The 20,809-nt window shown below is 63.2% G+C and carries 24 protein-coding genes; 21 read left to right on the forward strand and 3 right to left on the reverse strand.

Going from position 1 to position 20,809, the window contains the following annotated elements; translation table 11 throughout:
* Positions 1 to 59: 59 nt before the first annotated feature.
* The 21 genes from rpsE to H7F16_RS15855 all read left to right on the forward strand — a co-directional run bounded on the left by rpsE (position 60) and on the right by H7F16_RS15855 (position 18,577).
* Positions 60 to 635 carry a 30S ribosomal protein S5 gene (gene rpsE / locus H7F16_RS15755; RefSeq protein ID WP_185798592.1) on the forward strand — a complete coding sequence of 192 codons (576 nt, stop codon included), beginning with the start codon at positions 60 to 62 and terminating at the stop codon, positions 633 to 635.
* Between the two features lie 2 nt (positions 636 to 637).
* Positions 638 to 832 carry a 50S ribosomal protein L30 gene (gene rpmD, locus H7F16_RS15760; protein ID WP_185798593.1) on the forward strand — a complete coding sequence of 65 codons (195 nt, stop codon included), beginning with the start codon at positions 638 to 640 and terminating at the stop codon, positions 830 to 832.
* A 293-nt stretch (positions 833 to 1,125) separates the two neighbouring features.
* Positions 1,126 to 1,563: a GFA family protein gene (locus tag H7F16_RS15765; protein ID WP_185798594.1), complete on the forward strand. Its 438-nt coding sequence runs from the start codon at positions 1,126 to 1,128 to the stop codon at positions 1,561 to 1,563.
* A 192-nt stretch (positions 1,564 to 1,755) separates the two neighbouring features.
* A complete protein-coding gene (gene rplO, locus H7F16_RS15770; RefSeq protein ID WP_185798595.1) occupies positions 1,756 to 2,232 on the forward strand; it encodes a 50S ribosomal protein L15 in 477 nt (158 codons plus the stop codon).
* A 106-nt stretch (positions 2,233 to 2,338) separates the two neighbouring features.
* Positions 2,339 to 3,697 (forward strand): preprotein translocase subunit SecY, encoded by a 1,359-nt coding sequence (gene secY / locus H7F16_RS15775; protein WP_185798596.1) that lies wholly within the window; start codon positions 2,339 to 2,341, stop codon positions 3,695 to 3,697.
* A 9-nt stretch (positions 3,698 to 3,706) separates the two neighbouring features.
* Positions 3,707 to 4,357, forward strand: coding sequence for an adenylate kinase (locus H7F16_RS15780; RefSeq protein ID WP_185798597.1), 651 nt, complete (start codon positions 3,707 to 3,709; stop codon positions 4,355 to 4,357).
* Between the two features lie 200 nt (positions 4,358 to 4,557).
* Entirely contained in the window at positions 4,558 to 4,926 is a 369-nt protein-coding gene (gene rpsM, locus H7F16_RS15785; RefSeq protein ID WP_185798598.1) for a 30S ribosomal protein S13, read from the forward strand.
* A 14-nt stretch (positions 4,927 to 4,940) separates the two neighbouring features.
* On the forward strand, positions 4,941 to 5,339 hold the full coding sequence (gene rpsK, locus H7F16_RS15790; protein ID WP_185798599.1) for a 30S ribosomal protein S11: 399 nt from the start codon (positions 4,941 to 4,943) through the stop codon (positions 5,337 to 5,339).
* 115 nt (positions 5,340 to 5,454) lie between these two features.
* Positions 5,455 to 6,471 carry a DNA-directed RNA polymerase subunit alpha gene (locus H7F16_RS15795; RefSeq protein ID WP_185798600.1) on the forward strand — a complete coding sequence of 339 codons (1,017 nt, stop codon included), beginning with the start codon at positions 5,455 to 5,457 and terminating at the stop codon, positions 6,469 to 6,471.
* Positions 6,472 to 6,605: 134 nt separating this feature from the next.
* Entirely contained in the window at positions 6,606 to 7,025 is a 420-nt protein-coding gene (rplQ, locus tag H7F16_RS15800; protein WP_185798601.1) for a 50S ribosomal protein L17, read from the forward strand.
* A gap of 194 nt (positions 7,026 to 7,219) precedes the next feature.
* A complete protein-coding gene (locus tag H7F16_RS15805; RefSeq protein WP_241741486.1) occupies positions 7,220 to 7,813 on the forward strand; it encodes a helix-turn-helix transcriptional regulator in 594 nt (197 codons plus the stop codon).
* A gap of 36 nt (positions 7,814 to 7,849) precedes the next feature.
* The gene (locus H7F16_RS15810) at positions 7,850 to 8,437 is read left to right on the forward strand and encodes an acyl-homoserine-lactone synthase (protein ID WP_185798603.1); all 588 of its coding nucleotides are present in this window, start codon (positions 7,850 to 7,852) and stop codon (positions 8,435 to 8,437) included.
* 132 nt (positions 8,438 to 8,569) lie between these two features.
* A complete protein-coding gene (locus H7F16_RS15815; protein WP_185798604.1) occupies positions 8,570 to 9,949 on the forward strand; it encodes a Do family serine endopeptidase in 1,380 nt (459 codons plus the stop codon).
* Positions 9,950 to 9,987: 38 nt separating this feature from the next.
* Entirely contained in the window at positions 9,988 to 11,298 is a 1,311-nt protein-coding gene (locus tag H7F16_RS15820) for a replication-associated recombination protein A (RefSeq protein ID WP_185798605.1), read from the forward strand.
* A gap of 263 nt (positions 11,299 to 11,561) precedes the next feature.
* Positions 11,562 to 11,924 (forward strand): fluoride efflux transporter CrcB, encoded by a 363-nt coding sequence (gene crcB / locus H7F16_RS15825; RefSeq protein ID WP_185798606.1) that lies wholly within the window; start codon positions 11,562 to 11,564, stop codon positions 11,922 to 11,924.
* On the forward strand, positions 11,921 to 12,967 hold the full coding sequence (locus H7F16_RS15830; protein WP_185798607.1) for an RluA family pseudouridine synthase: 1,047 nt from the start codon (positions 11,921 to 11,923) through the stop codon (positions 12,965 to 12,967). The genes crcB and H7F16_RS15830 overlap by 4 nt, the downstream gene beginning before the upstream one ends.
* A complete protein-coding gene (locus H7F16_RS15835; RefSeq protein ID WP_185798608.1) occupies positions 12,964 to 13,671 on the forward strand; it encodes an ATP12 family protein in 708 nt (235 codons plus the stop codon). Before H7F16_RS15830 ends, H7F16_RS15835 begins: the two co-directional genes overlap by 4 nt.
* Before the next feature lie 240 nt (positions 13,672 to 13,911).
* A complete protein-coding gene (locus H7F16_RS15840; protein ID WP_185798609.1) occupies positions 13,912 to 14,928 on the forward strand; it encodes an amino acid ABC transporter substrate-binding protein in 1,017 nt (338 codons plus the stop codon).
* A 131-nt stretch (positions 14,929 to 15,059) separates the two neighbouring features.
* Positions 15,060 to 16,361, forward strand: coding sequence for an amino acid ABC transporter permease (locus H7F16_RS15845; protein ID WP_185798610.1), 1,302 nt, complete (start codon positions 15,060 to 15,062; stop codon positions 16,359 to 16,361).
* A 2-nt stretch (positions 16,362 to 16,363) separates the two neighbouring features.
* A complete protein-coding gene (locus H7F16_RS15850) occupies positions 16,364 to 17,797 on the forward strand; it encodes an amino acid ABC transporter permease (protein ID WP_185798611.1) in 1,434 nt (477 codons plus the stop codon).
* Between the two features lie 12 nt (positions 17,798 to 17,809).
* Positions 17,810 to 18,577, forward strand: a complete 768-nt coding sequence (locus H7F16_RS15855) for an amino acid ABC transporter ATP-binding protein (RefSeq protein ID WP_185798612.1) — start codon at positions 17,810 to 17,812, stop codon at positions 18,575 to 18,577.
* Positions 18,578 to 18,657: 80 nt separating this feature from the next.
* Here H7F16_RS15855 and H7F16_RS15860 read toward each other — a convergent pair whose 3' ends face one another.
* The 3 genes from H7F16_RS15860 to argB are packed head-to-tail and all read right to left on the reverse strand — an operon-like array spanning position 18,658 to position 20,710.
* A complete protein-coding gene (locus H7F16_RS15860; RefSeq protein ID WP_185798613.1) occupies positions 18,658 to 19,161 on the reverse strand; it encodes a SixA phosphatase family protein in 504 nt (167 codons plus the stop codon).
* 32 nt (positions 19,162 to 19,193) lie between these two features.
* Positions 19,194 to 19,835 (reverse strand): ferredoxin, encoded by a 642-nt coding sequence (locus H7F16_RS15865; RefSeq protein WP_185798614.1) that lies wholly within the window; start codon positions 19,833 to 19,835, stop codon positions 19,194 to 19,196.
* On the reverse strand, positions 19,832 to 20,710 hold the full coding sequence (gene argB / locus H7F16_RS15870; protein WP_185798913.1) for an acetylglutamate kinase: 879 nt from the start codon (positions 20,708 to 20,710) through the stop codon (positions 19,832 to 19,834). Before argB ends, H7F16_RS15865 begins: the two co-directional genes overlap by 4 nt.
* Positions 20,711 to 20,809: the final 99 nt, after the last annotated feature.

The following is a 20,809-nucleotide window of genomic DNA, read 5'->3' on the forward strand; positions in this document are numbered from 1 at the left end:
CCTCCACCAGGATTGGCCGATAACGGCGCTGTGCCGCGCCAAGATGTAAGGAATGCCTTATGGCAGAACGTGATAACCGCCGGGAAGGCCGTGGCAACGACCGCCGCGACAATCGCCCGGAAGAAACGCCCGAATTCGCTGACCGTCTGGTCGCGATCAACCGCGTGTCGAAAACCGTCAAGGGCGGCAAGCGCTTTGGCTTTGCAGCACTCGTCGTCGTCGGCGACCAGCGTGGTCGTGTCGGCTTCGGCAAGGGCAAGGCCAAGGAAGTGCCGGAAGCGATCCGCAAGGCCACCGAACAGGCCAAGCGCAGCCTCGTCCGCGTCCCGCTGAAAGACAGCCGCACCCTGCACCACGATATCGAGGGCCGTCACGGCGCCGGTAAAGTGGTCATGCGCACCGCCGTTGCCGGTACCGGCATCATCGCCGGTGGTCCGATGCGCGCCGTGTTCGAAATGCTTGGCGTGCAGGACGTTGTTGCCAAGTCGATCGGCTCGGCCAACCCCTACAACATGATCCGCGCGACCATCGACGGTCTGAAGCAGGAAGCCTCGCCCCGCCATGTCGCGAACCGTCGCGGCAAGAAAGTGGCCGAGATCCTGAAGAAGCCCGAAGCCGAAGTCGTGGAGGGCTGAACATGACCGCCAAGAAAACCATCGTCGTCAAGCAGGTGGCCTCGGCCGCCCGCCGTCCGGCCATCCAGACCGCGACCCTCAAGGGTCTTGGCCTGAACAAGATGAACCGCACCCGCGAACTCGAAGATACGCCTTCGGTCCGTGGCATGGTCCGCAAGATCCAGCACCTCGTGCAGATCATCGAAGAGCGCGGCTGATATAGGTCGGTGCGCAGCACCCGCGCACCCCAGGCCTGACAAGACGCCCTGTCGCAAGACGGGGCGTTTTTCTTTTGTGCAAACCTGGCCTTGGCGCGCAGCTTTCCCTTGTCTGCGCCCCGCGTCCCGCGCCTGTGCCATCGGGTCATGGCCCGCCGCTGGCGGCACCTTGCGCCATGTCGCACTTGACCCCGTCCATGTCGCCCTTCGAAGCTATCGCCCCCGCCCCGCTTCGTCTAACTTTCGTATAGGCCGTGCCATAAGACGCGGCCACGAACGCAGGAGGAGACACCATGTCCAAATACACCGGGGGCTGCGCCCATGTGCATGTCACCGCTTCCGCCGAGCCGATCGACAATCACGAATGCCACTGCAACGTCTGCAAGTCGGTGACGAAACAGCAGCACACCCATGTCGCCTTTTTCAACTATGGCGATGTGACCGTCGATCACCCCGAAAAGATCAAGCGCGTGCCCTTCAACGCGCAAAACCCCGATGGCCCGCTTGAAATCTGCCTCTGCGCCGAATGCGGGGCCGCGCTGATGCTCGACGACAAGCAAAAGCGCATCCGCGTCGCCGTGCCGAACGTCATGGGCTATGACGATGCCGCATTCCCCAAGGCGACCTATCACGCCTTCTGGGACGAGACGAAAGGCTATGCCAAGCCCGCCGACGGCCGCCCCGTCTATGACAGCCTGCGCCCCGAATTCCGCTGGCCCGCAGGGGCCTGACGCAGCGGCTGCGCGGGCTGACCGCGCAGCCCGTCTGCCGCCCCATCTGCGCCTGTGAAATCGCACCTTGCCGCAATGCCGCTGCGGGGCTATACGCCCCCGGTGGCGCTTTGCGCTACAGAATCAAGCAAGAAACGCCGCGTTGCCCTTCATCCGTCGCAGGATGGGCATTCCGGCTTAGGAGTATGCGACATGAAACTGAATGAACTGCACGACAATCCCGGCGCCGCCAAGAAGCAGAAGCGCGTGGCGCGTGGTCCGGGTTCGGGCAAGGGTAAAACCGCCGGCCGCGGTATCAAGGGTCAGAAATCGCGTTCGGGCGTCGCCATCGGCGGCTACGAAGGCGGCCAGATGCCCCTCTACCGTCGTCTTCCCAAGCGCGGCTTCAACAAGCCGAACCGCATGGAATACGCCGTCGTGAACCTCGGCCTGATCGAGAAATTCATCGGCCTCGGCAAGCTCGACGCGAAATCGGAAATCACCGAAGACGTGCTCGTCGCCGCCGGCCTGACCAACCACAAGCGTGATGGCATCCGCATTCTCGGCAAGGGCACCATCAAAACCGCCGTCAAGCTGAACGTGACCGGCGCTTCCGCCTCGGCCATCGAAGCTGTCGCGGCTGCCGGTGGCACCCTGACCGTGAAGCCGGCGCGCGTCGCCGCTGAATAAGGTGTTGTGAGCGGCCCTTAGACCGCTTACATCACAAGGCGAAGTTTTCCCGCGCCGCCGACCGGAAAACGGTTCGGCGGCGTTTCCTTATGAAAGAGATCTGGGCATGGCATCTGCTGCAGAGCAAATGGCGGCGAACCTGAGTTGGGCCGCCCTTGGCAAGGCCACCGACCTTCGCCAACGCATCTTCTTCACCCTCGGCCTGCTGATGGTCTACCGGCTGGGGACCTATATCCCCGTTCCGGGGATCGACGGCACCGCGCTGCGCGAGTTCATGGACAGCGCGGGGCAGGGCATCGGCGGCATGCTCAACATGTTCACCGGCGGGGCGATCAAGCGCATGGGCATCTTCGCCCTTGGCATCATGCCCTATATCTCGGCCTCGATCATCGTGCAGCTTCTGACCTCGATGATCCCGACGCTCGAACAGCTCAAGAAAGAGGGCGAGCAGGGCCGCAAGAAGATCAACCAGTACACCCGCTACGCGACCGTGTTCCTTGCCACCTTCCAGGCTTGGGGCATCGCCGCCTCGATCGAGGCGGGCAACCTCGCCCACGAGCCGGGCCTGTTCTTCAAGCTGTCCTGCGTGGTCACGCTGGTCGGCGGCACGATGTTCCTGATGTGGCTGGGCGAACAGATCACCGCGCGCGGCATCGGCAACGGCACCTCGCTCATCATCTTCGTCGGCATCGTCGCCGAAATCCCCCATGCCGTGGCGCAATTCCTCGAAAGCGGCCGTGCGGGCGCGGTTTCGACCCCGGTCATCCTCGGCGTTTTCGTCATGGTGGTCGTGGTCATCACCTTCGTCGTGTTCCTCGAACGGGCGCTGCGCAAGATCCACATCCAGTATCCCCGCCGTCAGGTCGGCATGAAGATCTACGACGGCGGTTCCTCGCACCTGCCGATCAAGGTCAACCCCGCCGGCGTGATCCCCGCGATTTTCGCCTCGTCGCTGCTCTTGCTGCCCACCACGATCTCGACCTTCTCGGGCCAGCAAACCGGCCCCGTCATGTCGACGATCCTCGCCTATTTCGGCCCCGGCCAGCCGCTCTACCTGCTGTTCTTCACGGCGATGATCGTGTTCTTCAGCTACTTCTACACCCACAACGTCGCCTTCAAGGTCGATGACGTGGCCGAGAACCTGAAGAACCAGAACGGTTTCATCGCAGGCATCCGCCCCGGCAAGAAGACCGAGGAATATCTGGCCTATGTCGCCAACCGTATCCTCGTGCTGGGCTCGGGCTACCTTGCGCTCATCTGCCTTCTGCCGGAAATCCTGCGCAACGAGCTGTCGATCCCCTTCTACTTCGGAGGCACCTCGGTGCTGATCGTGGTGTCGGTCACGATGGACACGATCAACCAGATCCAGTCGCATCTTCTGGCCCACCAGTATGAAGGCCTGATCGAAAAGTCGCAGTTGCGCGGCAAGAAGCGCACGGCTCCGCGCGCACCCGCACGGCGCTAAGGGGGCGGTATGGTCAATATCATCCTCCTCGGCCCTCCCGGCGCAGGGAAGGGCACTCAGGCCAAACGTCTGGTCGACGGGCGCGGCATGGTCCAGCTTTCCACCGGCGACATGCTGCGCGAGGCCAAGACCAGCGGCACCGAAATGGGCAACCGCGTGGCCGAGGTGATGGCCAAGGGCCAGCTCGTCACCGACGAGATCGTCATCGGCCTGATCGAGGAAAAGATCACCGGCCATGCGGGCGGCGGTTTCATCTTCGACGGCTTTCCCCGCACCTTGCCGCAGGCCGACGCCCTTGGCGCGCTGCTGGCCCGCACCGGCCAGACGCTCGACGCCGTGATCGAGATGCGGGTGGATGACACCGCCCTCGTCTCGCGCATCACGGGCCGCTACACCTGCGGCAGCTGCGGCGCGGTCTATCACGATGCGACCAAGCCCACCGCCAAGGCCGGGGTCTGCGACGTCTGCGGCAGCACCGAAATGGTGCGCCGCGCCGACGACAACGAAGATGCGCTCAAGCAGCGGCTGATGGAATATTACAAGAAAACCTCGCCCCTGATCGGCTACTACTATGCCAAGGGCAAGCTTTCCTCGGTCGACGGTCTGGCCGAGATGGACGCCGTCGGCGCCGCCATCGCATCGGTGCTTGACAAGCGTTGAGAAACCCGCCGTCAGGGCTGCCTTCTGCCCTTGACGGGCAGGGGAAAACCCCATAAGTCACGGCGTCCCGTATGGGAATCGTCCGGCCTATCTGATGCTTGGCATGGGCAGATTGAATCGGCGCCGAACTTCCGGTTTGGCGTCAAGTTGTGAAAAAAGGTTCTGGCATCACGGAACCGCAACGAAAAGGAAGACACGCTTTGGCACGTATTGCTGGCGTCAACATCCCGACCGCGAAACGGGTTCCGATCGCGCTGACCTACATCACCGGCATCGGTCCGCACAATGCAGACACCATCTGCACCGCGCTGAACATCGACCAGTCGCGCCGCGTGAACCAACTCTCCGACGCCGAAGTGCTCGCCATCCGCGAATACATCGACGCGAACTTCACCGTCGAAGGCGACCTTCGCCGTGAAGTCTCGATGAACATCAAGCGTCTGATGGACCTCGGCTGCTACCGTGGCCTGCGCCACCGCAAGAACCTTCCGGTTCGCGGCCAGCGCACGCACACCAATGCGCGCACGCGCAAAGGTCCGGCCAAAGCCATCGCCGGCAAGAAGAAATAAGAGGGGCATAGATCATGGCACGCGATACCAAGAACGCCGCCCGTCTGAAGAAAAAAGAACGCAAGAACATCGCCGCCGGCGTTGTTCACGTGAACTCTTCCTTCAACAACACCAAAATCCTGATCTCCGACGTGCAGGGCAACGCGATCTCGTGGTCGTCCGCCGGCACGATGGGTTTCAAGGGTTCGCGCAAATCGACCCCCTATGCCGCGCAGATGGCCGCCGAAGATGCGGGCCGCAAGGCACAGGAACATGGCGTGAAAACGCTGGAAGTCGAAGTGCAGGGCCCCGGTTCGGGCCGTGAATCGGCGCTGCGCGCCCTTGCTGCCGTCGGTTTCAACATCACCTCGATCCGTGATGTGACCCCGCTCGCGCACAACGGCTGCCGTCCGCCGAAGCGCCGCCGCGTCTAAGGCATTTCTATCTGGTTGGGCCGTGCGATTCCGCGCGGCCCAATTTCCGTTTTTCTGATCCTCGGGCGTCTGCCGCTTATGGACATGGGCAGCAGACTGGTATGGAGGCGACAGCATGATCCACAAGAACTGGCAAGAACTCATCAAGCCGACGCAGTTGGTGGTGCGCCCCGGCGCCGATCCGGCGCGCGTGGCGACCGTGATCGCCGAACCGCTTGAGCGTGGCTTCGGCCTGACGCTCGGCAACGCGCTGCGGCGCGTGCTGATGTCGTCCCTTCAGGGCGGCGCGATCACGAGCGTGCAGATCGACAACGTCCTGCACGAGTTCTCGTCGGTCGCCGGTGTGCGTGAAGACGTCACCGACATCGTGCTGAACCTCAAGGGCGTCGCGCTCAAGATGGAAGTCGAAGGGCCCAAGCGCCTGTCCATCTCGGCCAAGGGTCCGGGCGTGGTCACCGCCGGTGACATCTCGGAATCCAACGGGATCGAGGTTCTGAACAAGGACCACGTGATCTGCCACCTCGACGACGGCGCCGATGTGTTCATGGAACTCACCGTGAACACCGGCAAAGGCTATGTCGCGGCCGACAAGAACAAGCCCGAAGATGCGCCCATCGGCCTTATCGCCATCGACGCCATCTTCTCGCCGGTCAAGAAAGTCAGCTACGAAGTGACCCCGACCCGCGAAGGTCAGGTTCTCGACTACGACAAGCTGACGATGAAAATCGAAACCAACGGCGCGCTGACCCCCGATGATGCCGTGGCCTATGCCGCGCGCATCCTTCAGGACCAGCTGTCGATCTTCGTCAACTTCGACGAGCCGGAATCGGCGCTCAAGGGCGAAGTGGACGCGGGGCTGGAATTCAACCCGCTTCTGCTGAAGAAGGTCGACGAGCTGGAGCTTTCGGTCCGTTCGGCCAACTGCCTGAAGAACGACAACATCGTCTACATCGGCGACCTGATCCAGAAAACCGAAGCCGAGATGCTCCGCACCCCGAACTTCGGCCGCAAGTCGCTCAACGAGATCAAGGAAGTGCTTTCGGGCATGGGTCTGCATCTCGGCATGGAAGTCGAGGATTGGCCGCCGGAAAACATCGAAGATCTGGCCAAGCGTTTCGAAGACCAGTTCTGACTATCGCGGGGCGGCGCAATCCGCCCCGCAGCAAATGCCCGGACTGCCGGGGAACACATGGGCAATCCCGCCCCAACGAAGCCCGGCCCTACGCAGGCTTGGCAACACAAAGCATAAACGTCCAGGAGACTATCATGCGTCACTCGAACGGCTACCGTAAGCTGAACCGCACCCACGAACACCGCAAGGCGATGTTCGCGAACATGTCCGGCTCGCTCATCGAACACGAACAGATCAAGACCACCTTGCCGAAAGCCAAGGAACTGCGTCCGATCGTCGAAAAGCTCATCACCCTCGCCAAGCGCGGCGACCTGCACGCCCGCCGTCAGGCGCAGGCTGCGCTCAAGGAAGACAAGCACGTCGAGCGGCTCTTCGCCATCCTCGGCCCGCGCTACCAGTCGCGTCAGGGCGGTTATGTCCGCATCCTGAAGGCCGGCTTCCGCTATGGCGACATGGCCCCGATGGCCATCATCGAATTCGTCGACCGCGACACCTCGGCCAAAGGCGCAGGCGACCGCGCCCGCATCGAAGCCGCGGAAGCCGCTGACGAATAAGACATTCGGCTCTGGCCTGCCAGACCGTGAAAAGCCCGCTTCGGCGGGCTTTTCTTTTGCCACGGGGCGAGTCATGACTTGCCAGCAGATGTGGAACATGTTCAATCTGGAATTGTGGGGCTGTATTTCCCGCAATCCAGAATAGTAATCAGGGGGCCCTGTTCGGGCAGCATATGGCGGAACGCAAAGCGATCATGCTTCTGTTGGACCAACTCGACCAGCTTGCCCCCCTGGGCTACACGGTCGGCCTTCACATCCGCTTCGCCTCTCCCCTCATCTACAAAAGCTCCTATCCCGCCGCTTGGGTGGACCAATACAATTCCCAGTCCTACTACCTCCGCGACCCCCTCGTTTTCTGGGGCGTCGGGGTCGAGGGCACCACCCGCTGGAGCGCGATCCCCCTGCCAGACCCCTTCAGCGTGATGAAGAAGGCGGCGACGCACGGTCTCCGCTACGGTGCAGTGTCCTCTTATGGCCCGATCACCTCGCGCTCGATCGTGGGCATTGCCCGCGGCGACCGCGAATTCACGGATGGGGAACTGGACCGACTGCGCGAAGCCACGATCCAGCTCCATATCGAGGCAAAGCCACCCTCCGATCTGACACGGGCCCAGATCGAGGCGCTGCGATGCCTTGCCAACGGGGACAGGCACGCGGCGGCGGCAGAAAAACTGGGGATTACCGAAAGTGCGTTCAAGGCGCGGCTCAAATCCGCGCGTATCCGGCTTGAGGCCCGAACCACCTCCGAAGCCATCCGAAAGCTGCGCGAGTATCGCCAGCTCGACTGACAGTGCCGGTCCCTTCAACCCTGAAGGAGACTGACGATGCAAGTGACGACCCTGTCTTTCGACAACCTGCACCAGCACGGTGCGCTTTTCGCCAACCTCTTGCGCGCGCGACACCGCACCTTCATCGACGGTGCGGGATGGGATCTGCCCCAGGCCGACGGGATGGAGTTCGACCAGTATGACACCCCCGCCAGCCGCTGGGTCGCCGTCCATGAACGCGGCGAAATCCTTGCCGGCGTGCGCCTGACGCCCACCACCCACCGCTGCGGCATCTACAGCTACATGATCCGCGACGCGCAGGCGGGATTGCTTCCCTCGATCCCGCGCGACCTGCTGTCCTTCCCCGCGCCCGTCTCGTCCACCGTCTGGGAATCGAGCCGCGTTTTCGTCTCGGATTCGGTCCCCGCGGCCGACCGGATGCGGGTGCAGATGCAACTGATCCACGAAATGGTCATCTCGGCCCGCACCTTGGGTGCTGTGACCCTGCTTGGCATCATTCCCGAACATTCGTGGCGGCTGGCGCGGCGTGTCGGCCTCGATTGCGTCGCGGCGGGGCCGGTGATGGACACGGGCGGGTTGCGGTCGGTCTGCGTGACGATCTCGATGCAGACCAAGCTGCACTGAACCCAAACACCGGCCCGACGCACCGGCCCGACGCACCGGCCCGACGCACCGGCTTGTGAACGCAGCGCCCTTGCGCGGCTTGCCCTTGGGTTCCATACCCAAGGGCGGCTTCCGCATCGCCAAAGGTCCGTCATGCTTCGCACCGTTTTCGCCGTGTCGCTCTGCCTGCTTCCCCTTGCAGCCCCCGCCCAGACCGTGCCCACCTCCGAAGGGCAGATCGCGCAAAGCTTCTCGCCGGTCGTCAAGGCGACTGCCCCGGCGGTGGTGAACATCTACGCCACCCGCGTCGTGCAGGACCGTGCCAGCCCCTTTGCGGGCGATCCATTCTTCGAGCAATTCTTCCAGAACTTCGGCCCCTCGCAGCCCCGCGTGCAGAACTCGCTCGGCTCGGGCGTCGTCCTTTCGGCCGATGGCATCGTGGTGTCGAACTACCATGTCGTCGGTCAAGCCACCGAAATCCGCGTCGTGCTGAACGACCGCCGCGAATATGCCGCCTCGGTCATTCTGGGCGACGAAGCGTCTGACCTTGCCGTCCTCAGGCTGCAAGGGGCCAGCGACCTGCCCTTTGTTCCCCTGCGCAATTCCGACGAGGTCGAGGTGGGCGATCTTGTCCTTGCCATCGGCAACCCCTTCGGCGTCGGGCAAACCGTGTCCTCGGGCATCATCTCGGGACTTGCCCGCTCGACCCTGCAGCTTGGCAACGGGTCGGGCTATTTCATCCAGACCGATGCCGCCATCAACCCCGGCAACTCTGGCGGCGCTCTGGTCGATACCCAAGGCCGCCTCGTCGGCATCAACACCGCCATCCTGTCGCGCGGGGGCGGATCGAACGGCATCGGGTTCGCCATCCCGTCAAACCTTGTCGCCAGCATCGTGGCGCAGGCCGAAGCGGGCTCCACCACCTTCCAGCGCGCCTGGGCGGGCATCACCGGGCAGGCGATGGACGCGAGCCTTGCCGAATCGCTCGGCCTGCCGCGCCCCGATGGCGTGCTGGTCTCGGCGCTCCACCCCGCCAGCCCCTTTGCCGCTGCGGGGCTGCAAACCGGCGATGTCATCCTGTCGCTGGGCGGAGAGCCGACGAACACCCCTCAGGAAATCATGTTCCGCCTGTCCTCTCTCGGCCTCGGGGCCAGCGCCCGCGTCGAATGGCTGCGCGATGGTGCGCCCATGTCGGCCGATGTCACCCTCGCCACGGCGCCCGACACGCCCGACCGCGAGGCGCTGACCGTGACCGAAGACGTCGCTCTCAACGGCCTTAGCGTCGCGCTCATCAACCCTGCGGTCATGGCCGAACTCGAACTGCCCTTCGATGCCACCGGCGTCGTAGTGACCGATGCGCAATCCCTGTCGGCCCGCGCGGGCCTGCAACGGGGCGATATCGTCACCGCCATCAACGGCAATTCCATCGCCACGACCGCCGATGTCGCCGCCGCGGCGCAGGAACCCACCCGCATCTGGGCGGTCGATCTGGTCCGGCAGGGCCGCGCCATCCGCCTGCGCTTCCGCTTCTGACCTTTCCACCCTGCGGCCCTGCGGCTAGTCTGGCCCGCATGGCCGATCTGTTCGACAGCACCCCCAAGGATACGCCCGAAGGCCCGCGCCCTCTGGCCGACCGCCTGCGCCCGCGCCGTCTGTCCGACGTGATCGGGCAGGGGCATGTCCTGTCGCCCGAAGGTCCGCTTGGGGCCATGCTGGCCGCGCACAGCCTGTCGTCGCTTGTCCTCTGGGGGCCGCCCGGCGTGGGCAAGACGACCATCGCCCGCCTGCTTGCCGATGAAACCGACCTCGCCTTCGTGCAGATATCGGCCATCTTCACCGGCGTTCCCGACCTGAAGAAGGTGTTCGAACAGGCCCGCATCCGCCGCCAGAACGGGCAGGGGACGCTTTTGTTCGTCGATGAAATCCACCGTTTCAACAAGGCCCAGCAAGACGGCTTCCTGCCCCATATGGAGGATGGCACCATCCTGCTTGTCGGGGCGACTACCGAAAACCCCAGCTTCGAACTGAACGCGGCACTTCTGTCGCGCGCGCAGGTCATCGTGCTGGAACGGTTGGGTCTGACCGACCTCGAACTCATGGCGCAGCGGGCCGAGAAAGAGATGAACCGCAACCTTCCCCTGACGGGCGAGGCGCGCGAGGCGCTTTTGGAAATGGCCGATGGCGATGGCCGCGCGCTGCTCAACCTCATCGAACAGGTCGCCGCGTGGAAGGTCGACCGCCCGCTTGACCGCGCGGCACTCTCCACCCGCCTGATGCGGCGGGCCACGCGATACGACAAATCCGGCGACGAGCATTACAACCTCATCTCGGCGCTGCACAAATCCATCCGTGGCTCGGACCCCGACGCTGCCCTTTACTGGTTTGCCCGCATGCTCGAAGGCGGCGAGGACCCCCGCTTCCTTGCCCGCCGCCTGACGCGGATGGCGGTCGAGGACATCGGCCTTGCCGACCCGCAGGCGCAGGATGTCTGCCTGCAAGGCTGGCAAACCTATGAACGGCTCGGCTCGCCCGAGGGCGAACTGGCGCTGGCGCAGGCGGTCGTCTACCTCGCCCTCGCGCCGAAATCGAACGCGGTCTACACCGCCTACAAAGCCGCCCGCGTGGCGGCGCGGGAAACGGGAAGCCATGCCCCGCCCAAGCACATCCTGAACGCGCCGACCCGCCTGATGAAAGACATCGGCTATGGCGCAGGCTACGCCTATGACCACGACCAAGAAGACGCCTTCTCGGGACAGGACTACTTCCCCGAGGGCATGAAGCGCCCGGTCTGGTATGCGCCCCCCGAACGCGGGTTCGAGCGCGAGTTGAAAAAACGCATCGAATATTTCGCCAAACTCCGTGCCAAGCGTCAGGGCCAGTGACCCGCCCCGTCTTGCCCGCGGGCCTTCCCGTGGCGGAAGGATCGGTGACAGGGCGCGGCCTTTCCCGCCTCGACCTTCGCGCGAAACCATGAACATTGTCTTAAGCCGGCGTTTGCCGCGTCTGCATCACCTGTGCATCCGCGAATCCCCGTTTTCGCGCCTGTCCCCTCTCGGCCTCAGGCGCAAACTGTCTGCATCGGTTGTGCATTGCTGCAAGGCCAGCAAAGGTTGACAAATCCGCCCCGTGGGCCGACAGACAGGGCATGATCTCGACCCTTCTCCAAGTCGCCCTTGGCGGTGCCATCGGCTCTGTCGCCCGTTACCTGACCGTGCTTGGCGCGGCGCGGGTCGTGCCCGGCTGGCCCATTGGAACACTGGTCGTGAACCTTGCCGGATGTTTCGTCATGGGGGTGCTTTTCGCCCTTGTCGGCCCGCGCAACCACCCGCTGCTGATGACCGGAATCCTTGGCGGTTTCACCACATTCAGCGCCTTCTCCCTCGACGCCCTCAAGCTGTGGGAGGGCGGGGCCCCCGCCCAAGCCGCGCTTTACGTCGCCCTGTCGGTGGCGCTTTCCCTTCTCGCCTGCGCCCTCGGCGCGGCCCTTGCCCGCGGAGCCCTGACATGAGCGGCGTGAAACTTCTGACCGTCTCCGAAGACGAAGGCGAACAGCGCCTCGACCGCTGGTTCAAGCGGCGTTTCCCCCAGATCACCCAGGGGGCGGTCGAAAAGATGTGCCGCACGGGGCAGGTCCGGGTTGATGGCGCACGGGCCAAAGGCTCTGACCGGATCATCCCCGGCCAGACCATCCGCGTCCCGCCGCTGCCCGACAGCGAAGCCCCCTCGCGCCCCAAGCCCGATGGTGTAAGTGCCGCTGACACAAAGATGATTCAGGACTGCGTCATCTTCAAGGACGAGCATATGATCGTCCTGAACAAGCCGCCGGGCCTGCCTTCGCAGGGGGGCTCGGGTCAGGGCGACCGCCACGTCGACGGCCTGACCGAGGCGCTGAAGTTCGGCTACAAGGACCGCCCCAAGCTGGTCCACCGCCTCGACAAGGACACCTCCGGCGTCCTCATGCTCGCCCGCACCGACCGCGTAGCCCGGGCCCTGTCCGAGGCGCTGCGCCATCGCAACACCCGCAAGATCTATTGGGCCGTCGTGGCAGGGGTGCCGAACCCGCGCAAAGGGTCGATCAAATACGGTCTGATGAAAGCCCCGGGCCACGGCAAGCGGGGCGAGGGCGAAAAGATGATCTGCGTCCATCCTGCAAAGATGGACGAATTTCCCGATGCAAAACGAGCACATACCGATTTCTTCACGCTCTGGTTCCTTGGCACCCGCCTGTCGTGGATGGCGCTTGAACCTGTGACGGGCCGCACCCACCAGCTCCGCGCGCATATGGCCGAAATCGGCCATCCCATCCTTGGCGATGGCAAATACGGCGGCGGCGAGCAAGAGAACCTCGGCGATGGCTGGGGGGCCTCGATCGGGGGGGATCTCAGCCGCAAGCTGCACCTTCACGCCCGCATGTTGACCGTCGAACACCCGATCACCAAAAAGCTGATGACCTTCACGGCCCCGCTTCCCGACCACATGGCCCGCACGTGGAAGACCTTGGACTGGAAGGAAAATGACGTCCCCGCCGACCCGTTCGAGGTGTTCAAGTGAGCGCATGGAAGGCCAAGCGTTTCTGGAAGGAAGCCGCTGTCGAATCCGTCGGGCCGGGCTACACCGTCCGTCTTGACGGACGCCCCGTAAAGACCCCTGCCAAGACGCCGCTCGTCGTGCCGACCCTCGCCCTGGCCGAGGCCATCGCCGCCGAATGGGATGCCCAGCAGGGTGCTGTCCGCCCCGAGACGATGCCCTTCACCCGCGCGGCGAATTCGGCGCTCGACAAGGTCACGCCGCAGTTCGACGCCGTGGTCGACATGCTTGCGGCCTACGGTGGCACCGACCTTTTGTGCTACCGCGCCACGGGCCCCGAGGCACTGGTCGCGCGGCAGGCGGCGGCATGGGACCCGCTGCTTGACTGGTCGGCCACGGCCCTTGGTGCCCCCCTGCGCGCCGTTGCCGGTGTGATGCACATCGCGCAAGCCCCCGCCTCGCTTGACGCGCTGCGCCAGCCGGTCGCCGATATGACCCCGTTCCAGCTTGCCGCGTTCCACGACCTTGTGGCCATTTCCGGCTCGCTGGTTCTGGCGCTGGCGGTCATCCGTGGGCGGTTGCCCTGCGAAGCGGCGTGGGAGCTTTCGCGCATCGACGAAAACTGGCAGATCGAACAATGGGGCGACGACGAAGAGGCGGCTCTTCTGACCGCCGTGCGCCACACCGATTTCCTGCAAGCGGGCCGATTCTACGCATTGTGCGGGTGACAATCCTGCTTATTTTCTGCGCAGCCCTTGCGCCTCTTGCCTTGCGACATAGCTAAATGCCTGTCTGGCAAGCAGTTTCACCTGTTTGCAGGCTTGGGCTTGACCTTTCAAACCGCTTTCGGGGAAACTGTGCGGTACCGATGAGGGTCTTTCCCAACGGGAACCTCCCCCCTGCCACGGCGGGGGATAGAAAAAACGCCGTCCTATAGAAGGGGCGGTTCAACTCAGGAAGAGGTAAGAATGAAAAAATCCGTATTCCTCGGTGTCGTCGCTGCGACCGCGATGACCGCAGGCTTCGCTTCGGCTTCGACCCTTGATGACGTCAAGGCGCGTGGCGAGCTGCTCTGCGGGTCGAACACCGGGCTGACCGGCTTCGGCGCACCCGATGCAAACGGCAACTGGGTCGGTTTCGACGTGTCGCTGTGCCGCGCTGTCGCCGCCGCCGTTCTGGGCGATCCGGCCAAGGTCAAATTCGTTCCGACCACGGGCGAGACGCGTTTCACCGCGCTTGCCTCGGGCGAAGTCGACCTGCTGGTCCGCAACTCGACCTGGACCTTCAGCCGCGACAATGACCTCAAGCTCGATTTCGTCGCCGTCAACTACTACGACGGTCAGGGCTTCATGGTCAAAAAGGACCTCGGCGTTTCGTCGGCCAAGGAACTCGACGGTGCCACCGTCTGCATCCAGACCGGTACCACGACCGAACTGAACCTTGCCGACTTCTTCAAGTTCAACAACATCAGCTACACCCCCGTCACCGTGCAGGACGACTCGGAAGCGCAGCGCCAGTATCTGGCCGGTGCTTGCGACGCCTACACCACCGACGCTTCGGGTCTGGCTGCCTCGCGCGCGACGATGGCCGATCCGGAAAACCACATCATCCTTCCGGAAATCATCTCGAAAGAGCCGCTTGGTCCGGTTGTGCGCCACGGTGACAACCAGTGGGGCGATATCGTCCGCTGGACCTATTTCGCGCTGCTGATCGCCGAAGAAAAAGGCATCACCAAAGCGAACATCGAAGAAGTCGCGGCTTCCTCGACCGACCCCGAAGTGCGCCGCCTGCTGGGCGTCGAGGGTGACTCGGGCGTGATGATGGGCCTCGACAACAACTGGGCCAAGAACGCCATCGCCGCCAACGGCAACTATGGCGAAATCTTCGAAGCCAACATCGGCGCTTCGACCCCGATCGGTCTGGCCCGCGGCCTGAACGCGCTGTGGACCCAAGGCGGCCTGCAGTACGCGCCGCCGCTGCGCTGATCTGAAACGGGGGCGCGTGGGAAACCGCGCGCCCTTTTTCCACCCACCTAAATGACATTCGGCCCCGCAGTCAGCCTGCGGCATAACCGGCGGAAAGCCGGAGCATGGGCCGGAAACAGGGGAATATGACGATGGCGATGGCCTCCGAGGCGCCGAAAGATGGCTTTCGGCTTTCCATGCTCATTTACGATACGCGCTTCCGGTCTTTCACCATTCAGGTGATCGTGCTGCTTCTGGTGCTGCTGGGCATTGGCTGGCTGGTTGACAATACGATTGCGAACCTTGCCGCCAAGGACAAGGACATCAACTTCGGCTTCCTGTGGAACCGCGCCGGATACGACATCGAGCAGCAGCTCATCCCCTATACCAACGACAGCACCCACGGCCGCGCCGCGATCATCGGGTTGTTGAACACGCTTGTCGTGGCCTTCTGGGGCTGCATCTTTGCCACCGTCATCGGGGTTTTCGTCGGTGTCCTGCGCCTGTCCAAGAACTGGCTCGTCGGTCGCCTGATGACCGTCTATGTCGAAGCCTTCCGCAACGTGCCGCTGCTGTTGTGGATCATCGTCGTCTTTGTCGTGACCTCGGAAACCGCGCCGCAGCCCAAGGATTTCAAGGTGACCGCCGAAATGGTGCAAACCGGCGCTGAACCGGCCGCGCAAAAGATCCTGTTCAACACCATCGCCATAACCAACCGCGGCTGGAACATTCCCGGCCCGTTGTTCGAGCGCCCGCTGCCGACCGTGCATCTGGGATCGGTGCCGTTGAACCTGACCTTCCTTGCCATCATCGCGGCGGTGGTGGGCTCTTTCGTGGCGAACCGGCGCGTCCTGCGCCATGCCCGACTGGTGCAAGAGGACACCGGCATCCGGCCCGTGACGTGGTGGAAAAGCCTGCTGATCCTGATCGCCCCGATTGTGATCCTGCTGGTTGCTCTGGGCTTCCATCTGGATATTCCCGCCTTTCCCGCCGACGAGAACGGCGTGTCAAAGGGCTTCAACTTCCAGGGTGGCATTCTTGTCCAGCATTCGTTCAGCGCGCTGCTGATTGCCCTGTCCCTTTATACCGGTGCCTTCATCGCCGAGGCCGTTCGCGCGGGTGTCATGGCCATCAGCCGTGGCCAGACCGAGGCGGCCTATGCCCTCGGGCTGCGCCCCGGTCGCACGATGAACCTGATCATCCTGCCGCAGGCGCTGCGGGTCATCATCCCGCCGCTGATCTCGCAATATCTGAACCTGACAAAGAACACCTCGCTTGGCATCGCGGTCAGCTACCTTGATCTGCGCGGTACGCTGGGGGGCATCACGCTGAACCAGACGGGGCGCGAGCTTGAGTGTATGCTCTTGATGATGCTGACTTATCTCATCATCAGCCTTATCATCTCGTCGCTGATGAACGCTTTCAACTCTGCCGTAAAACTGAAGGAGCGTTGAGCATGTCCGACACCCGTGCCGAAACGGCCTTCATCCGGACCGAGATGCTGGCCCCCGAACTTCCGCCCGTTACCGAACGCGGAATCATCAAATGGCTGCGCGAAAACCTCTTCGCGGGGTGGCTGAACAGCGCCTTGACCATCGTCAGCCTTCTGGTCGTGTTCCTTTTGCTGAAATCCGCGCTGCCCTGGTGGCTGAACGGGGTGTGGAACGCAACGTCGCTGGGCGAATGCCGCACCATCGCCGGCCCCGAGGGAGGGGCCTGCTGGGCGGTCATCAAAGCGCGCTGGCACCAGTATATCTTTGGTTTCTACCCGCAGGACGCCTATTGGCGGCCCATCCTTGCCTTTGCGCTGATGTTCGTCGCGCTGGCGCCGGTGCTTTACTACGGGCTGCGCAACGGTGCCAAACTGATCGGGACGGTCGCTGTTCTGACGGTGCTGTCGCTTGCGCTGCTCGACCATGATGTGACGCATGTCGTGTTGATCGCGGTTTTGATGGCAGTGCTTTTCGCCGTTTCATGGATCGCGCCGAAGCGGCTTGTCTATGTCACGCTGCTTTACCCCTTTGTCGCCTTCTGGCTTCTTTGGGGCGGATCGGTCTGGAAGCCGGTCGCCACGCTGCTTGGCTTTGGCGTGATGGTTCTGGTCTACCGGCTGATCCAGCCGCGGCTCGGGGTCATCATGGGAACGGCCATCGGTTTTCTGGCGGCCTGCTTTTACTGGCTGTTCGTGCAAGGCATCATCACCGGAGCCTTGGGCAGCCTGCCACCCGGCCTTGCAGGCGTGAACTCCGACCAGTTCGGCGGGTTCCTTCTTGCCTTTGTCATCGGCGTCACGGCCATCACCTGTTCGTTGCCCATCGGCATCCTGCTGGCCTTGGGGCGGCGGTCGGACATGGTGTTGATCAAGACGCTGTCGGTCGGCTTCATCGAATTCATCCGTGGTGTGCCGCTGATCACGATGCTTTTCACCGCATCGCTGCTCTTGCAGTATTTCCTGCCGCCGCAGACCAATTTCGACCTTATCCTGCGGGTCGTCATTCTGGTGACGCTGTTCGCCGCGGCCTATATCGCCGAGGTGATCCGAGGGGGCCTCGCCGCCCTGCCGCGCGGGCAGTATGAAGCGGCCGATGCGCTGGGGCTGGATTACTGGCAGGCGCAGCGGCTGATCATCATGCCGCAGGCTTTGAAGATTTCCATTCCGGGAATCGTCTCGACCTTCATCGGGCTGTTCAAGGACACCACTCTGGTCAGCTTTGTCGGCCTGCTCGACCCGCTGCGCGGGGTGACCCAGATCGTCCGCGCCGACATCAACTGGAAGGGCATCTACTGGGAGCCCTACATCTTTGTCGGCGTCATCTTCTTTCTCATCTGCTTCGGCATGTCCCGATACTCGATGTATCTGGAACAGAAGCTGAAGACCGACCATCGCTGAGGGATCAAGCACATGGCTGAAGCACAGAAAATGCAGGTTACCGACGAAGTCGCGATCAGCATCAGCAACATGAACAAGTGGTATGGCACCTTTCACGTGCTGCGCGACATCAACATGACGGTGAACCGTGGCGAGCGGATCGTGATCTGCGGCCCGTCAGGTTCCGGCAAATCGACGTTGATCCGCTGCATCAACCGGCTCGAGGAACACCAGCAGGGCCAGATCGTCGTCGATGGCACCGAGCTGACGAGCGATTTGAAGAATATCGACAAGGTACGCTCGGAAGTCGGCATGGTGTTCCAGCACTTCAACCTGTTTCCGCATCTGACGATTCTGGAAAACTGCACCCTCGCGCCGATCTGGGTTCGCAAGATCCCCAAGCGCGAAGCGGAAGAGACGGCGATGCATTTCCTGACCAAGGTTAAGATCCCCGAGCAGGCGAACAAGTATCCCGGCCAGCTTTCGGGCGGGCAGCAACAGCGCGTGGCGATTGCGCGGTCCTTGTGCATGAAGCCCCGGATCATGCTGTTCGACGAGCCGACCTCGGCCCTTGACCCCGAGATGATCAAAGAGGTGCTCGACACCATGATCGCGCTTGCCGAAGAAGGGATGACCATGCTTTGCGTGACGCACGAGATGGGCTTTGCCCAAGCTGTGGCGAACCGCGTGATCTTTATGGATCAGGGCCAGATCGTCGAACAGAACGAGCCGAAAGAGTTCTTCAACAACCCCAAGAGCGACCGGACCAAGTTGTTCCTGTCACAGATCCTCGGGCATTGAGGCCGGTGCGCAAAAGCTGCGCACCCCGTTTCCTGTCAGCCGTTATGCCTGCATAGGGTGCGCAGTTCCTGAGCACCCGCCTATGCTACGATTTCACTCGGAATGATAAAGTCTACCGTGGTCGCCTGACCGAAGGCGGCGTCGTCCCAGATGTCGATCGAGAAGTCGCAGACAAGGGTCGCGCCGGTGGGGTAGCGGGCGAATTCGGGGTTGTTGGGTTCGCGGGCGACAAGGCGGCGGGCGAAGTCGGCGATGCCGGGGTTATGGCCGATCATCATCACCGTGTCAGCGGTGGCATGGCGCAGCACGGCAAGCATCACTTCGGCCCCGGCGTGATAAAGGGCTGGTTTCAAATGCAAAATCGGCGTGCCGGGCAGGGCGGGGGCGATGCCGCTCCATGTTTTGCGGGTGCGAAGGGCGTCCGAGCAAAGCACCTCGTCGGGCACATAGCCGCGCGACGAGAGCCATATGCCAAGGTCGGCGGCGGCGGCCTTGCCGCGTTCGTTGAGCGGGCGGTCATGGTCGGGGGTGAGCGGGTCGTCCCAGCTTGATTTGGCGTGCCGAGTCAGGATCAGACGCTTCATATCGTGGTGCCCCCCTTTTTTGGCGGGATGGTTCAATCCACCCCGTGGAATCGGCGCATGTGGTAGGCCGACTGTTCTGCAAGTCTTGCATAGCCTTGCGAGAGCGGGCAAGCGCGACGGGGGTGGCAACCTTCGTTAAGGCAATCTGAACCCGTGTCGAGATAGGCGTGGCAGGCTGGCACGTCGTAACCAAGGTTAGTTAACGCCCCCACCGGACAGGCCGAAAGGCAGGGTTTTGCCACGCAGCCATCGCAGGGCCTTGCGGCGGGGGGAGCAAGGTCGATGCGGTCGCGCAAGGCAAGCGCGCCGCGAAAGCTGACCATAAGCCCTTGATGTTCATGGACCAGCAGCCGAACGGGGCTTTCCCAGATGCGCCCCGTCCGCAAGGCCCAGCGGTAGAAGGGGTGATAGGGCGGGCCGCCAAAGGGAAAGATCGCGGTCGCGGAATGGGCCGAAGCGATATTAACCAAGACCCGTTCCGACCAGCGGTCGACCGGATCGCGCTGGCCGTCGCGCCATTCGGGCTGGGCCGTCAGATGCGCCCAAAAGCCCGGTTCGGCCGGACCGACCAAGAGCAGGGTTCCCGTGCCGGGAGGGGCTGAATCCTCGGGCTCGGGGTAGAATCCGCCCAATATTTCAAGATGATGGGCGGCGAGGGCCTGCGCCAGTGTCACCGCTTGACGCGGGGTTTGACCCGCGGTTCGGTGCTGCGGATCTGGCTGCCTGCGCCGTGGTCGGTGAACAACTCCATCAGGCAGGCATTGGCGACGCGCCCGTCAAGAATAGTTACCGCGCGCACGCCTTCCTCGAGGGCCAGAAGGGCGGTTTCGGTCTTGGGAATCATGCCACCGCCGATGGTGCCATCTTTTATCATTTCGCGAACTTCTTCGGGGGTGATCGCGGTCATGATCTCGCCCGCGGCGTTCTTCACGCCGGAGACATCGGTGAGCAAAAGCAGGCGGTCGGCCTTGAGCGCGCCCGCGATGGCGCCAGCGGCGGTGTCGCCGTTGACATTGAACGTCTCGTTATCGGCCATGCCGGTTGCCACGGGGGCGACGACGGGGATGATGCCGGCGTTGTAGAGGTCGCGCAGAACCTGCACGTTCATTTCGATGGGGCGGCCCACGAAGCCAAGCTCGGGGTCGTCGGCTTCGCAGACCATCAGGTCGTCGTCCTTGCCCGAAATGCCCACGGCGCGGCCACCGGCATCCATGATCGCCTGCACGATGCGCTTGTTGACAAGGCCCGACAGGATCATTTCGACAACCTGCACAGTGGCCTTGTCGGTCACCCGTTTCCCGCGCACGAAGTTCGACTTTATGCCAAGCTTTTCAAGCATTTCGTTGATCATCGGCCCGCCGCCGTGAACCACGACGGGGTTGACCCCGACCTGCCGCATCAGCACGATGTCGCGGGCGAATTCGGCCATTGCGGCGTCGTCGCCCATGGCGTTGCCGCCGAATTTCACCACCACCACCGCGCCGGAATAGCGTTGCAGGTAGGGCAGGGCTTCGGAGAGCATCTTGGCGGTGAAGGCGGCGTCGGACATGGTGCTCGTCTGCGGTTTCATGGGGGGCCTTTGGTCAGGGCGACTGCGGGTTCTGATTAGACCGATGCGACGGGTCTGCCAAGCGGGTTTGCGGGCTTC

The sequence above is a fragment of the Paragemmobacter straminiformis genome, assembly GCF_014243445.1.
GTDB classification, from domain to species: domain Bacteria; phylum Pseudomonadota; class Alphaproteobacteria; order Rhodobacterales; family Rhodobacteraceae; genus Paragemmobacter; species Paragemmobacter straminiformis.

Bases quoted from the DNA above. Each gene is read 5' to 3' on its own strand.
- rpsE (WP_185798592.1), top strand. From the start codon at position 60: ATGGCAGAACGTGATAACCGCCGGGAAGGCCGTGGCAACGACCGCCGC.
- rpmD (WP_185798593.1), top strand. From the start codon at position 638: ATGACCGCCAAGAAAACCATCGTCGTCAAGCAGGTGGCCTCGGCCGCC.
- H7F16_RS15765 (WP_185798594.1), top strand. From the start codon at position 1,126: ATGTCCAAATACACCGGGGGCTGCGCCCATGTGCATGTCACCGCTTCC.
- rplO (WP_185798595.1), top strand. From the start codon at position 1,756: ATGAAACTGAATGAACTGCACGACAATCCCGGCGCCGCCAAGAAGCAG.
- secY (WP_185798596.1), top strand. From the start codon at position 2,339: ATGGCATCTGCTGCAGAGCAAATGGCGGCGAACCTGAGTTGGGCCGCC.
- H7F16_RS15780 (WP_185798597.1), top strand. From the start codon at position 3,707: ATGGTCAATATCATCCTCCTCGGCCCTCCCGGCGCAGGGAAGGGCACT.
- rpsK (WP_185798599.1), top strand. From the start codon at position 4,941: ATGGCACGCGATACCAAGAACGCCGCCCGTCTGAAGAAAAAAGAACGC.
- H7F16_RS15795 (WP_185798600.1), top strand. From the start codon at position 5,455: ATGATCCACAAGAACTGGCAAGAACTCATCAAGCCGACGCAGTTGGTG.
- rplQ (WP_185798601.1), top strand. From the start codon at position 6,606: ATGCGTCACTCGAACGGCTACCGTAAGCTGAACCGCACCCACGAACAC.
- H7F16_RS15805 (WP_241741486.1), top strand. From the start codon at position 7,220: ATGCTTCTGTTGGACCAACTCGACCAGCTTGCCCCCCTGGGCTACACG.
- H7F16_RS15810 (WP_185798603.1), top strand. From the start codon at position 7,850: ATGCAAGTGACGACCCTGTCTTTCGACAACCTGCACCAGCACGGTGCG.
- H7F16_RS15815 (WP_185798604.1), top strand. From the start codon at position 8,570: ATGCTTCGCACCGTTTTCGCCGTGTCGCTCTGCCTGCTTCCCCTTGCA.
- H7F16_RS15820 (WP_185798605.1), top strand. From the start codon at position 9,988: ATGGCCGATCTGTTCGACAGCACCCCCAAGGATACGCCCGAAGGCCCG.
- crcB (WP_185798606.1), top strand. From the start codon at position 11,562: ATGATCTCGACCCTTCTCCAAGTCGCCCTTGGCGGTGCCATCGGCTCT.
- H7F16_RS15830 (WP_185798607.1), top strand. From the start codon at position 11,921: ATGAGCGGCGTGAAACTTCTGACCGTCTCCGAAGACGAAGGCGAACAG.
- H7F16_RS15840 (WP_185798609.1), top strand. From the start codon at position 13,912: ATGAAAAAATCCGTATTCCTCGGTGTCGTCGCTGCGACCGCGATGACC.
- H7F16_RS15845 (WP_185798610.1), top strand. From the start codon at position 15,060: ATGGCGATGGCCTCCGAGGCGCCGAAAGATGGCTTTCGGCTTTCCATG.
- H7F16_RS15850 (WP_185798611.1), top strand. From the start codon at position 16,364: ATGTCCGACACCCGTGCCGAAACGGCCTTCATCCGGACCGAGATGCTG.
- H7F16_RS15855 (WP_185798612.1), top strand. From the start codon at position 17,810: ATGGCTGAAGCACAGAAAATGCAGGTTACCGACGAAGTCGCGATCAGC.
- H7F16_RS15860 (WP_185798613.1), bottom strand. From the start codon at position 19,161: ATGAAGCGTCTGATCCTGACTCGGCACGCCAAATCAAGCTGGGACGAC.
- argB (WP_185798913.1), bottom strand. From the start codon at position 20,710: ATGTCCGACGCCGCCTTCACCGCCAAGATGCTCTCCGAAGCCCTGCCC.